Here is a 12,582-nt window from a genome sequence, read left to right on the forward strand (position 1 = left end):
ATGACGTTAAAACAAAAAGTATACGAGGTAATTTTTGAAGCCGACACCCCAAAAGGAAAACTCTTTGATGTCGTTTTATTGGTGGTTATCCTTTTAAGCATCGCACTGGTCATGCTTGAGAGTGTTCCTTCCATCAATGCCGATCACCGGGAAGCTTTGCGGCTCATGGAATGGATCATTACGATCCTTTTTTCAGCCGAATACCTGCTTCGTATCCTGGTCGTTCAGCGTCCCTCAAAATACATCTTCAGCTTTTATGGCATCATCGATTTTCTGGCCGTTCTCCCGTCTTACCTCACCTTGTTCTTTGTCGGAAGCCAAAGTTTAGTCGTCATCCGGGCCATTCGGCTTATTCGGGTTTTTCGGATTCTGAAGCTTAACCGCTACACCGCCGCTGGGAACAACCTAAGGCGAGCCCTCGCCCAAAGCCGCGAAAAAATATTTGTATTCCTGTTTTTCGTGCTCAACATCATTGTGATTGTTGGCACCCTAATGTACCTGATTGAAGGACCAGAAAATGGTTTTATCAGCATTCCTACGAGTATTTACTGGACCATTGTAACCATGACCACTGTAGGTTATGGCGACATCTCACCCCAAACTCCTACCGGACAAATGTTGGCCAGCGCCTTAATGATCGCGGGTTATGCCATTATTGCAGTTCCTACCGGAATTGTCACAGCAGAGATGGTACGCTCCTCATCAAAATCAAACACCCAAGTCTGTTCGCACTGCTTGCACGATCAACATGAGAACGATGCTATTTTCTGCAAAAAGTGCGGAAAACAACTCAATTAGGGCATTTTTAGCTCCACTCCGTAAGTCAGGAGTTTTCTTACTTTTTACCATTGCCCCTTCATGATCTGGCTTGATTTTTGTATTTTTGCAAGTCAATCAATAATTTAAAATCATGATCGGAAGTTTTTTTCATTTACCCAAGCATCGCCGTTTCAGCATGCCCTTTCGGTATTACAACCCGGAGAAAGAAGAGATGCAAGACCGTGAAGACCGAATAAAGAAAGAACTGGGGATTCATGAAAAAAAAGAAACAGGCGAAAATTATCGACCCAACATTAAAGGGCAGTTTCGCCGATCAATGAATCATTCGTCGAAATCGGCCTCCGATTCCAGGCGCCGTTCCAATACCCGATTGCTTTTGTTGATTGTTATTATTTCAATTGCCGCATACCTTTTATTTAAATTTTAAAAATCGTCCGTGCCAGATATAATTCAATTACTTCCTAATTCCGTTGCCAACCAAATTGCTGCAGGAGAAGTTATTCAACGCCCTGCCTCCGTTGTTAAAGAATTGGTGGAAAATGCCATCGATGCCGGGGCCTCGCATATTAAAATTAACCTGAAAGACGCCGGCCGTACGCTCATCCAAATCAGCGATAACGGTTGTGGCATGTCGGATACCGATGCGCGCATGGCTTTTGAACGCCACGCCACCTCAAAAATAAAAGCAGCCAACGACTTATTCGCCATCCGAACCATGGGTTTTCGTGGTGAAGCACTGGCTTCTATCGCTGCCATTGCCGATGTGGAACTGTATACAAAACAGCACGATCAGGAGATCGGCACGTTCATCCACATCAATGGTTCAAATGTATTGAAGCAAGAACCAACCAGCTGTGCCAGCGGAACCAACTTCATGGTTAAGAACCTGTTTTTCAATGTGCCCGCCCGTCGCAAATTTCTAAAATCGAATGCTGCTGAGCTCAAACACATTATTCATGAAATTCAGCGCGTAGCTCTGGCTAACCCAGACATCGCCTTTTCCATGATCAACAACAAGCAACCGGTTTATGAACTGGGACAGGACAATATTCGCAAACGTATTGTCGCCCTGTTCGGAAAGCACAGTATTCAAAAGCTTATTCCGGTAAATACCGACACAACCCTGGTGAAAATAACCGGGTATATTGGTCAACCCAAACATGCCCGCAAAACTTTTGGAGAGCAGTTTTTCTTTGTCAACAAGCGATTTATGCGTCATTCGTTTTTTCACAAAGCGGTGGTACAAGCCTATGAGAAAATTCTGCCACCCGACAGTATTCCTTCCTATTTCTTATTTTTCGAGGTGGATCCTGAAAATATCGACATCAATATTCACCCCACCAAAACAGAAATCAAGTTTGAAGATGAATCAGCTATCTGGCAAATGATTAAGGCTACCGTACGCGAATCATTGGGAAAACACAATGTTATTCCTTCCATTGATTTTGATCAGGCAGGCAGCTTTGACATTCCGGTTGCGCCCAAAAGTTCTGACGATATCCGCCCACCGGAAATTGAGATTGATCCGACCTATAACCCCTTTGAAAAAGAAGTGGTTTTTACCGGAACCAATCCATTTAACCAAACACCAAAAAAAACACCAAAAGCGCAATACTGGGAAAAGTTATACCAGGATTTCACGCAAAAGGAACACGAGGAGGACGAATTTCCCGAAGAAGAGGAAGAACTGCTGTCTCAGGAATTGGAGCCGGCTACACATCATGAAATTCAGCATGAAGAAACATACTCGGGGAAAACATTCTTCCAGTTTAAAGGCAAATACATTTTAACTCCTGTCAAATCGGGTTTGATGGTGATTGACCAGAAACGGGCTCATGAGCGAATTCTCTTTGAGAATTTCATGAGTGTTATTGACAGCAATGAAATTGTTAGTCAGAAGCAACTGTTTCCGCATACCTTCGACCTTAATGCGGCTGATGCCCAGTTGCTGAATTCCGTACTAAACGATCTTAGAGCCCTTGGTTTTGACATCAGCAATTTTGGCAACAACAGCTTTATCATTCACGGCACACCGGGCATGCTTGACAATTCATCGCCCCAGTCCGTCGTTGAAAGCTTGCTGGAAGACATCAAAAGTTCGGCGGACAATTTGCAGGAAAAAGCGCGCGAAAAAATTGCCGCCTCACTGGCCAAGGCTTCGGCTATTTCCTATGGCTATGTGATGAAAGAAGAAGAGGTGAACCAGTTGATTGACCAGCTTTTTGCCTGTTCAACACCAAACTTTTCGCCCACGGGAAAACAAGTGTTAACAATCATGCCGATTGAACATTTTGAAAAACTTTTGAAGTGACAAATTGTCTATAGAATTGTTTACTTTGTATTGAAAACCATTTTTGGCGTGGCTCTTGTGGTCCGCAACTAAATTTTCAGCTATGCAGAATTTCAGACCCTCTTTTGGCTCGATACCTCCGGTTGTTAAAAACCTGATCATTATTAATGTGCTGATGCTTTTTGCAACCTTTGTTCTAAGCATGCAAAACATTGATTTAACGCGGATTCTCGGGCTACATTATATTGCTTCACCCAAATTTGAGCCGTACCAAATTGTCACCCACATGTTCATGCATGGTGGCTTCACCCACCTCTTGTTCAACATGTTTGCCCTATGGATGTTTGGCCGTGTGCTGGAAAGCGTTTGGGGGCCCAAGCGATTTTTTATCTATTATTTTGCAACTGGATTAGGAGCTGCCGTTTTGCACACGTTTGTCAACTTTATTGAATACCAGTCGGTGATTTCAAAAATGTCGCCAGAACATATTGATTTGGTCATGCAAAACGGAGCCGACATCTGGATGCAGGGGAAAAACTACACCGACCCGCTGATGGGCAAACTCAACTTATTGCTCAATGTTCCTACGGTTGGAGCTTCAGGAGCCGTGTTTGGTGTGTTGCTTGGATTCGGAATGTTGTTCCCCAACACGCAACTGATGCTACTTTTCCCACCAATTCCAATCAAAGCCAAATACTTTGTTATTGGTTATGGCGTTCTTGAATTGTACTTGGGGCTGGCTCGTCCGGGAAGTAACGTAGCTCACTTTGCACACCTTGGAGGGATGCTTTTTGGCTACCTGCTTATTCGCTACTGGAACAAGAACAGTCGAAATTTCTATTAAAAAAGCCTTATGAGTATTATTGACGAAATAAAGGAATCTTTCAAAAAGGGCTCAGTCCTCACCCGGTTGATCTACGTAAACCTTGGCGTTTTCCTTTTTATTCGCATCATTAATGTGTTTTTCTTCTTGCTTGACCAGAATTTCTCGGGACTGAACTGGCTGGCCCTACCGGCTGACATTCATCAGCTGGCCTACAAGCCTTGGACACTGGCCACTTACATGTTTTTACATTTCGACTTTCTCCACATCTTATTTAATATTCTGTGGCTGTATTGGCTTGGTAAAATATTTCTGTTCTACTTTAATGAAAAGCAGTTGCTAGGCATTTACCTACTAGGAGGACTAGCCGGTGGAATCTTTTTTCTGGCTGCCTATAATTTCTTTCCGGCCTTTACTGAAGTGGTTGTTTTTTCCCGTTTACTGGGAGCCTCAGCCTCGGTTATCGCCATTGTGATTGCAGTGGCCATGTGGGCGCCCAATCACACCATCAACCTGCTATTCATAGGGCCTGTGCGCATGAAATACATTGCTTTGGTTTCGCTGGCCATGTATGTTATTGGCATTGCTTCATCCAACTCAGGCGGCAACCTGGCCCACTTGGGCGGTGCATTTATGGGGATGATTTTCGTGCTTCAATACCGCAAAAACAAAGACCTAACCAAGTGGGTTTCAAATTTGCTGGACAAAGGACAAAAGCTTCTCAAGCCACGTCCAAAAATCAAAGTCACTTACAAAAAATCAGCAACTGACGATGTGGAATACAACCGGCAGCGCAACCTGAAGCAGGAGGAAATTAATCGGGTTCTGGAAAAGATAAGCAAATCCGGCTACGACTCATTGACCAAAGAAGAAAAGGAACTGCTCTTTAAGATGGGTAAATAAATTCCAACGTTTACCTGTAACAAGGCATCCTGCATAAGCTCTTTTTAAAGTCCAATCCATGAACAAAGCATCCGTTCATATTCCAGATTTAAGCAGCGAGTTTGCGTTTCGAACTTCGCGCAGCAGTGGAGCTGGCGGACAACATGTGAACAAAGTGGATTCGCGGGTTGAACTGCGCTTTAATGTTCCTGCCTCGCAGCTATTAAGCGAGCGGCAAAAAGAGCTTCTCCTTCAAAAACTGGCCAACAAGTTAACTTCGGAAGGAGACTTACTGATTGTTAGTCAAGAAGAACGCTCGCAGATCCGAAACAAGGAAATTACGGTAGAAAAATTTTATGCCCTGCTCCAAAAAACCCTTCAGCCGGTAAAAAAACGAAGGCCAACCCGTCCGACACGAAGCTCAGTAGAGAAACGCATAACAGCCAAAAAACAAATGGGCGAAAAGAAAAAGCGACGCGGTAAAATTGATTTCTAATAGACAAACACATGAAATTCACTCGAAAAAAATACCGACTACTCATGGCTTTTTTTATGCTTGGACTGAGTTTAAACGCGCAGCAAATCGATGCAGGGAAACTGCAAAATGGCGATCTACTATTCTCCGAACCGGTTTCAGGCCGCCTGTCAGAAGCCATCGATCAAGTCACCCAAACGCATAAACAAACCCACTTCTCGCATGTGGGAATGGCTATCCTTGAAAATGACGCGGTGTATGTGCTCCATGCCAGTGCCGAGGGAGGTACCTGCCAGGTTACATTGGATCAGTTTTTACATCCGAATGGAGATTCGACCCAAGTTACCGTTTACCGTCTAAAGCCGGCATTTCAGAAAGCTATTACACCTGCCATTGCCAAAGCAAAAAACCTGCTGGGCAAGCCATACAACTTCAGCTACGTACTTTCAGACACCAGTCATTATTGCTCTGAGTTTATCTACCGGGCTTTTGAAGAAGACAGCATTTTTGTGTTAAATCCAATGACGTTCAAAAATCCTGCAACCGGCACTTTTAGTCCGGCATGGGTAGCGCATTACGAGAAACTCAGCATGGACATTCCGGAAGGTTTACCCGGCTGCAACCCCAATGGCATGGCTGCTTCTGAAAAGTTAGAGCGACTCGGATTATTAATCCGACCAACGCTTTAACAGCAAGTCCTTCAACATTAAAACAAGCACCTATGTTTTACTTATAAACAGGAAGCTCAACATAAAATGTCGTGCCTTGATCCATCTCCGTTTCAAACCAGATGCTGCCTCGTGCATTTTCAATAATCTTTTTCACAATAGCCAGTCCCAAGCCCATTCCGCTGCTTTTCGTAGTAAAATTCGGTTGAAACATTTGCTGACGAATAGCTTCCGGGATTCCGGTTCCGTTATCTTTCACAGCCACGCGGGCAAATCCATCCTTTTCTGTTAATACCACCTGCACCTTGCCACTTCGGCTTTGTGGAATGGATTGAATAGCATTCTTAATCAGGTTAACAAAAGCCCGTGAAATTTGCTCATGATCAGCGTGAACCAACAACTCTTCCTGCCCATTCAGATTCACCGTCAACTCCATGTGTGTACTCGACTCAAACAGCTCAACAACTTTTGTTAGCTGGCTCGCCAGGTTAAACACCTCATTTCGGGCTTTCGGAATTTTGGCAAAGTTGGAGAATTCGGTGGCTATCTCCGACAAGGTGTCAATCTGTTCAATCAACGTTCGCGTAACCCGGTCGAAGTAATCTTCAAAGTGATCCGCCTTTTCCTTTTTGGCCCGCTGCAAGTATTGAATATTGAGCTTCATGGGAGTTAGCGGATTTTTAATTTCATGGGCTACCTGCTTCGCCATTTCGCGCCAGGCTAGTTCCCGCTCCGTACGGGCTAACAGCTCGGCACTTTCGGCCAGCTCTTCCACCTTGCGGTTATATTCTTTAATTAAGGCGCCAATTTCATCATCGCGCTGATAGCTGATTTGCTCATTCTTTTTAACCAGCTGAATTCCCTTCAACTTCTCCCTAACCAAACTTAAGGGCCGGGTTATTTGATTGGCCAGCAAGACGGCCACAATCACACTGGCCAGAAACAGAAAGACATACAAGTTGATAAAAGCCACGATAAACGTGGAAATCTCTTGCTTCAGTTCATCCCCACGCGTAAAGTACGGTAAGTTAATGAACCCCAGATAATCGCCCATATCGTTGATGATGGGCTCATAAACCGACAAGTAAGACAGCTCGCCAATCCGCTCGGGTTGTGAATAACTCACCTGGTAATTTTCAATCAACTCGTAATAAGCCTCAGAATTCATCCGATTCGAAATAATCCCTCTTAAAAAGATTTCCGGGCGCGAAGAAGCGATCAACTCGCCATCCAGTCCGAAAATATTAATATCCGTTCGAAAAACGATGGATAACTTATTCAGTTCATTCCAAAGCCAATCGATCAAATCGGGTGTGAGCTCATTTACATCGCCCATCCGCATCTTAACTTCCTCGGCAATGGAGTTCATTTTTTCATTCAGGTCATCCTGGTGCCTGTTTTCATACTCCTGAATGTTATAATAAATGGTACCGGCAGCCACAAAGAAAAGTGAACTAAGTACCACTGCAATAATGGCCGCCTGTATTTTAAACTTCAAGTCATAAAACATGGCCTTTTTCCGGTACTGCGGATTGCCGGCAAAAACAATTACCAAAATAAAAACGAAATAGAACACAAAGAGGTAAGGGAATGAAATCAGATAATCCTTCATTCGAAAGGACTTGCTACTGGCAATGATGTAATTGTTGTGCCCCAAGATGTGAATTAAATGATCGTAACCATCCCAACGTTCAAGCAGAAACTCAGCGCTGTCATTCTGAATATTGTAGGAGTCGATGTAGTAATTATACTGATAGTCACCACTTAAGGTAACCAACTCGTTGTCAAAATACTTGGCATACGAAAAATGCTGATAGCGCTTGGGTTTAGCCATCGACTGGTCGAGCAATAACTCGGGAAAACCTGAGCCTTCCGGCAACAGACGCGAATTCAGCTCAAAAAAGACCGAGGTCCCTAATGAATCGGCTGAGAGCGGATAAAAAATTCGTCCCATGTAAGAAATTCGGCCATTCAAGTTATCCATAAAGTAAAAGTTGGTCCCCGGAATTTGGGTTCCCGATTCATCAATCATCTCTTCAAAAAACGGAAAGCAAGGCACCCAACGGTTATCCGGCTCAACCAGCAGGCTGTCGGAACCGCTACAGAGAATAATTTTCAAATCGTACTTCCGAAAATAGCCACCAAAATACTGCCGTTCCAGGTAGCTTTCCAGCTCCTGATAAGTGGTGGACAATAAATACGGAATAACCGAATCGACACTGAGTTCGCGTTGAATATCCGTCAGGAAAATCTCTGCAGCCGGATCATGTTCCGAGTTCAGGGTCACCGTCATCAGCTTTTGACTTTCGACTGTCCTGAGTTGGTTATAGTACTGGATATCAACTAAAGTAAAAAGGGCAAATAGCGACACAAAGTAGATGATGTACGATAGAGAATGCCTTTTAAACTGGGTGTTCTGTAGGGCAAAAACCGAAAAATTTGTCAGCAAAAACAAGCATACCATGTACAGGTAGCTATTTTTCACCACAATGGCAAGTCCTCCAAAAATCAGAATCAGCACCAGATGGCTTTTCAGGAATCGCTTCCTGGAAAGGTAACGCTCGCTCAACTCAACCGTCTTCAAGTTGATGAGAAAAGCAGAGAAAAAAAACAGGGCAATAATAACAAAACCAACGACACTGTAAAAATCAATGTCATCAATTCGATTTAGCTGAAAAGAAATACTGCTGTTTCGAATCAGGTTTCCAAAGAAATAGTTGGCCAACAGGTAAACCAGCAAGCTAAACAGGTAAGCTCCCCAAAGCTCTCCTTTACCAGCCCCTTTGGAATAAGCAAAATCTTTCACATAATTGAAACACCAAAAGAAGAATAAAACCGCCAGTAACAACAAGTCGCCCAACGAAGGAAGCCAAAAGGAATAGGCATAAAGCGCCGGTCCAAACAAGTCGAAAGCGTAAGCCAACTGCGGCAAACGGAACAACACATGAAACCAGTAAAAACCCAGCAGAGAAAGCCCCAGCACAATAACCCGCGTTAGAAAATTCTCATACCGGTAGTGCCTCACCCGCTGCCGGATAAAACCCAGAAGGATTAAAAATGCCACAATAAACACGGCCGCAGGCGCATAAAGCTGTGCCTTGGTGCACTTAAATTTGCCGGTGGGTAAAATTGAAAATAAATAATTGCCTTCTTCGTCCCGCACCGAAAGGTTGTAAGCCGATTTTTCACGCTGAATCACAAAGTTATCCGGCAGCACAAAAGGCTCAACAAATTCATTCCGAATAAACTGGTTCTCTATGCTGTAGATATCTTTAATATGAATTAACCCAATCAGGTTTAGCGAATCCACTTTCCGGTTAAGACCAAAGTAGGTACCGTTGGGCAAGGCCAACAGTTCCTGAGCCGCCATTTTGCTTGAAAAGCGACTGGTAAATGCAAAGTGATTGTGCGACCAGTAAAGAATTTCATTGCCATCCAACAGCACAAACCCCAATCCCTGATCCCGATATAAGCTAGAGTAAGGAAAAAATTCAGCAACAAAGTTTTCATCAAAATCAGCCTGACTCATGCGCTGCTCAATTTCGTCAAGCAGTCCGTTTAAAGCTTGCTTTTGCTCCAACAACTGCACTTCAAAAGTTTCAACCAGGCCAACTTCCGGATGGTGCTTCAACGTATGGTTCTCCAGCAGAAATGCAAAAACAAATAAGCACAAAGAAAGGATTAGTAAACCGTATTTTTTGAATTCTTCCATACATTGGATTAAGGTCTATTATTCGTGGTGGTAAGGTTCGCCCTTCAAAATAGTTAAGGCCCGGTAAAGCTGCTCACTAAAAATCAGCCGAATCAACTGGTGCGAAAAAGTCATTTTCGACAAACTCACCTTGCCTGTTGCCCGCTGGTAAACGGCTTCGGAAAAGCCATAAGGCCCTCCAATAACAAGAATCAGGTTCTTTAAACCACCGAGCATCTTCTTCTCCAAAAACCGTGCAAATTCTGTCGACCGAAACGTTTGCCCCCGTTCATCCAGCAAAACCAGCTCATCGCCAGCCTTTACCTGCGCCAAAATCAATTCTCCTTCTTTCTCCTTTTGCTGATCTTCGGAAAGCTTCCGCGTGTTTTTCAAATCCGGAATAACCGTGAATTCAAAGGGGAGGTAGTGCGGAATGCGTTTGTGGTAATCCGCCAGTCCCTCCTGCAAATACTTTTGATCTGTTTTTCCTATCACAAGCAATTTTATCTTCACCGCCAAAAATTTAGGTAACGCAAACTAGCTTACGTTATTTTATAACTATCTTGAATTGTTAACGATAAATATCAGCATTCTATCTGAAAAGTAAGTACCTTTTCAGGAGCTAAAAATCATCCTTAACGCAATCAAAGGTTGTAAACTGAAAATTGTTAACTTTACAAAGTTATGTATCCTGTTGCATACTTATTGTTTTTTGGTATAATTTATGCAGACTAACAGGGTTTTTAAACAACTAAAAGATGAAAAATCAAAGGATTAAAACCTTAATTTCGGCACTCGTATTTTTCTTTATCTCCATCGGAAGTATGGCACAGGTTCCGGATGAAGTTATCTTAAGCCTCAAAACCGGAGATGCCTCTACCTTATCCAACTATTTCAATCAAAATATTGAATTGGTGGTTCTGGATAAGGATAATGTATACAGCAAAGAGCAGGCGAAACAAATTGTGGCCTCTTTTTTCAGTACCAATACGCCCCAGCGTTTTGCCATTATTCACCAGGGAGGTAAAGAAGGTGCACGTTATGCCATTGGTAACCTGACGACTAAACAAGGCGTTTTTCGAGTTTATTTTTTATTGAAAGAAAAAGGTCAGAAAGCCTATATTCACCAGTTACGAATTGAAAAACAGTAAGCTGAATGGTACTCAGCAAACGAAGCCATAAGATTAAGCGTTTCTCCCTAAAATTATTAATTTGGGCAAGAAAAATTAGTTTTCCCGGCTTTGACGAGGTCGCAATCTACGATGTTGGTCTGTTTTTTTACAAAAGCATCGTTCAGGGATCGATTACCACCCGGGCCTCAGCCATTGCGTTCAGCTTTTTTCTGGCGCTTTTTCCAGCCATCATTTTCTTGTTTACCCTAATTCCTTACATCCCCATCAAAAACTTTCAGGTCGAGCTATTCCTATTAATCCAGGAACTTCTTCCGCCAGAAGCATTTGCGATGGTTGAAAAAACCATTCAGGACATCTTAACCCGTCAACGGGGAGACTTGCTTTCTTTGGGTTTCTTCATGGCGCTCATTTTCTCAACCAATGGCTTGGCCAGTATGATGAGTGCATTTGATGCTTCTTTACATACCTTCAAGCGCCGAAGCTGGCTTGGGCAACGGCTCATCGCCATTTTGTTGCTTTTTATCCTGTCCATCCTCATTACGCTCAGCATTGCCCTGATTACCGGCGGGCAGTTTGCCATTAACTACCTGGCTGATCACGACTTACTGCGTGATAATTTCACCTATTACCTGCTTACTTTCGGGAAATGGATCATTACCGTGGTTCTGTTTTTCTTTACCTTCGCCTTTCTCTATTATTTTGCGCCGGCCAAGAAAACCCGCTGGCGCTTTATCTCTCCCGGAGGAACGCTGGCCACTATCCTAAGCATCATTACCATGGTTGGGTTCAGCTACTACATTACCAACTTCGGGCAATACAACAAACTGTATGGCTCCATTGGCACCTTGTTGGTTCTCCTGCTGCTCTTCTACCTCATGTCGCTTATTCTGCTCATCGGCTTTGAGCTGAATGCCAGCATAAACGAGGCACACCAGAAAGCACAGGAAGATTAGTTTACCCTGAAAAATCGCCATTTTATCGAAAAGCTGCTGACGCTTTCGCGGCAATTCGTAATTTTAGGTTTCTGAATAATTAAAATTTTCTACTCCTATGCAGTCACACGAAATTGATTACAAAATTATTGGTCACGATGTCCAGTTAGTTGAAGTTGAACTTGATCCGGGAGAAACAGTCATTGCCGAAGCCGGCGCGATGATTTACATGGAAGACGGCATCAGCTTCGAAGCCAAACTTGGAGATGGTTCAAATCCCCGGGCCGGATTTTTCGATAAAATTCTATCTGCCGGATCACGCATTATCACCGGCGAATCTCTTTTCCTGACTCACTTTTCAAACCAAGGTTGGGGCAAAAAACACGTTGCCTTTTCGGCTCCTTATCCGGGAACCATCATTCCTTTGAAACTGGGGCAAATGGGTGGTCGGATCATTGTACAAAAAGATGCCTTTTTATGTGCCGCCTTAGGCACCAAAATCAGCATCACCTTTAACCGACGGCTAGGTGCTGGTTTCTTTGGAGGTGAAGGATTTATCATGCAGGAACTGCATGGTGATGGTAACGCGTTCATCCATGCCGGAGGTACAGTTATTGAACGGCAACTAAACAACGAAGTTTTGCGTGTTGACACCGGCTGTATTGTTGCTTACGAACCCTCCATCGATTTCAGCGTAGAACAATCCGGCGGCTTACGCTCGATGGTTTTCGGTGGCGAAGGGCTTTTTCTGGCTACCCTGAGAGGAACCGGAAAAGTCTGGTTGCAATCCATGCCCATCCGCAAACTTATTGCTGAGTTGTCGCCTCGAGGAGGAAATCAACGCAAAGAATCCGGTGGACTTTTAAACCAGTTCTTGCAAGATTAAATTTCTGAAGATCTCAGCCCCA

The 12,582-nt window shown here is 43.7% G+C and carries 12 protein-coding genes; 10 read left to right on the forward strand and 2 right to left on the reverse strand.

Annotated features, from left to right (window positions below; all coding sequences use genetic code 11):
* The 7 genes from Q1A18_RS16555 to Q1A18_RS16585 all read left to right on the forward strand — a co-directional run bounded on the left by Q1A18_RS16555 (position 1) and on the right by Q1A18_RS16585 (position 5,939).
* Positions 1 to 798, forward strand: coding sequence for an ion transporter (locus Q1A18_RS16555; RefSeq protein ID WP_299583196.1), 798 nt, complete (start codon positions 1 to 3; stop codon positions 796 to 798).
* 112 nt (positions 799 to 910) lie between these two features.
* The gene (locus Q1A18_RS16560; protein WP_299583199.1) at positions 911 to 1,207 is read left to right on the forward strand and encodes a hypothetical protein; all 297 of its coding nucleotides are present in this window, start codon (positions 911 to 913) and stop codon (positions 1,205 to 1,207) included.
* A 9-nt stretch (positions 1,208 to 1,216) separates the two neighbouring features.
* Positions 1,217 to 3,091, forward strand: a complete 1,875-nt coding sequence (gene mutL / locus Q1A18_RS16565; protein WP_299583202.1) for a DNA mismatch repair endonuclease MutL — start codon at positions 1,217 to 1,219, stop codon at positions 3,089 to 3,091.
* An 82-nt stretch (positions 3,092 to 3,173) separates the two neighbouring features.
* Positions 3,174 to 3,914 (forward strand): rhomboid family intramembrane serine protease, encoded by a 741-nt coding sequence (locus tag Q1A18_RS16570; protein ID WP_299583205.1) that lies wholly within the window; start codon positions 3,174 to 3,176, stop codon positions 3,912 to 3,914.
* Positions 3,915 to 3,923: 9 nt separating this feature from the next.
* Positions 3,924 to 4,796 (forward strand): rhomboid family intramembrane serine protease, encoded by an 873-nt coding sequence (locus tag Q1A18_RS16575; RefSeq protein WP_299583208.1) that lies wholly within the window; start codon positions 3,924 to 3,926, stop codon positions 4,794 to 4,796.
* Between the two features lie 58 nt (positions 4,797 to 4,854).
* Complete coding sequence (arfB, locus tag Q1A18_RS16580) at positions 4,855 to 5,271, forward strand: alternative ribosome rescue aminoacyl-tRNA hydrolase ArfB (RefSeq protein WP_299583213.1); 417 nt, start codon at positions 4,855 to 4,857, stop codon at positions 5,269 to 5,271.
* Positions 5,272 to 5,282: 11 nt separating this feature from the next.
* Positions 5,283 to 5,939: a YiiX/YebB-like N1pC/P60 family cysteine hydrolase gene (locus Q1A18_RS16585; protein WP_299583216.1), complete on the forward strand. Its 657-nt coding sequence runs from the start codon at positions 5,283 to 5,285 to the stop codon at positions 5,937 to 5,939.
* 37 nt (positions 5,940 to 5,976) lie between these two features.
* On the opposite strand, the gene Q1A18_RS16590 is transcribed toward Q1A18_RS16585, so the two are convergent.
* Both Q1A18_RS16590 and rlmH read right to left on the reverse strand, forming a co-directional pair.
* Positions 5,977 to 9,630: an ATP-binding protein gene (locus Q1A18_RS16590; protein WP_299583219.1), complete on the reverse strand. Its 3,654-nt coding sequence runs from the start codon at positions 9,628 to 9,630 to the stop codon at positions 5,977 to 5,979.
* A gap of 18 nt (positions 9,631 to 9,648) precedes the next feature.
* Positions 9,649 to 10,122, reverse strand: a complete 474-nt coding sequence (gene rlmH, locus Q1A18_RS16595; RefSeq protein WP_299583222.1) for a 23S rRNA (pseudouridine(1915)-N(3))-methyltransferase RlmH — start codon at positions 10,120 to 10,122, stop codon at positions 9,649 to 9,651.
* Positions 10,123 to 10,367: 245 nt separating this feature from the next.
* Here rlmH and Q1A18_RS16600 point away from each other — a divergent pair, with 245 nt between their 5' ends.
* The 3 genes from Q1A18_RS16600 (at position 10,368) to Q1A18_RS16610 (ending at position 12,560) form a co-directional block, all read left to right on the forward strand.
* A complete protein-coding gene (locus Q1A18_RS16600; protein ID WP_299583225.1) occupies positions 10,368 to 10,760 on the forward strand; it encodes a DUF4783 domain-containing protein in 393 nt (130 codons plus the stop codon).
* A 5-nt stretch (positions 10,761 to 10,765) separates the two neighbouring features.
* Positions 10,766 to 11,695, forward strand: a complete 930-nt coding sequence (locus tag Q1A18_RS16605; RefSeq protein ID WP_299583228.1) for a YihY/virulence factor BrkB family protein — start codon at positions 10,766 to 10,768, stop codon at positions 11,693 to 11,695.
* Between the two features lie 97 nt (positions 11,696 to 11,792).
* Positions 11,793 to 12,560: a TIGR00266 family protein gene (locus Q1A18_RS16610; protein WP_299583231.1), complete on the forward strand. Its 768-nt coding sequence runs from the start codon at positions 11,793 to 11,795 to the stop codon at positions 12,558 to 12,560.
* Positions 12,561 to 12,582: the final 22 nt, after the last annotated feature.

The sequence above is a fragment of the uncultured Sunxiuqinia sp. genome, from assembly GCF_947495665.1.
GTDB lineage: Bacteria > Bacteroidota > Bacteroidia > Bacteroidales > Prolixibacteraceae > Sunxiuqinia > Sunxiuqinia rutila.

What these genes read in the sequence shown, in the direction of transcription:
- Q1A18_RS16555 (WP_299583196.1), top strand. Translation starts at nt 1, where the DNA reads ATGACGTTAAAACAAAAAGTATACGAGGTAATTTTTGAAGCCGACACC.
- Q1A18_RS16590 (WP_299583219.1), bottom strand. Translation starts at nt 9,630, where the DNA reads ATGGAAGAATTCAAAAAATACGGTTTACTAATCCTTTCTTTGTGCTTA.
- arfB (WP_299583213.1), top strand. Translation starts at nt 4,855, where the DNA reads ATGAACAAAGCATCCGTTCATATTCCAGATTTAAGCAGCGAGTTTGCG.
- Q1A18_RS16570 (WP_299583205.1), top strand. Translation starts at nt 3,174, where the DNA reads ATGCAGAATTTCAGACCCTCTTTTGGCTCGATACCTCCGGTTGTTAAA.
- Q1A18_RS16575 (WP_299583208.1), top strand. Translation starts at nt 3,924, where the DNA reads ATGAGTATTATTGACGAAATAAAGGAATCTTTCAAAAAGGGCTCAGTC.
- Q1A18_RS16610 (WP_299583231.1), top strand. Translation starts at nt 11,793, where the DNA reads ATGCAGTCACACGAAATTGATTACAAAATTATTGGTCACGATGTCCAG.
- Q1A18_RS16605 (WP_299583228.1), top strand. Translation starts at nt 10,766, where the DNA reads ATGGTACTCAGCAAACGAAGCCATAAGATTAAGCGTTTCTCCCTAAAA.
- Q1A18_RS16560 (WP_299583199.1), top strand. Translation starts at nt 911, where the DNA reads ATGATCGGAAGTTTTTTTCATTTACCCAAGCATCGCCGTTTCAGCATG.
- Q1A18_RS16585 (WP_299583216.1), top strand. Translation starts at nt 5,283, where the DNA reads ATGAAATTCACTCGAAAAAAATACCGACTACTCATGGCTTTTTTTATG.
- Q1A18_RS16600 (WP_299583225.1), top strand. Translation starts at nt 10,368, where the DNA reads ATGAAAAATCAAAGGATTAAAACCTTAATTTCGGCACTCGTATTTTTC.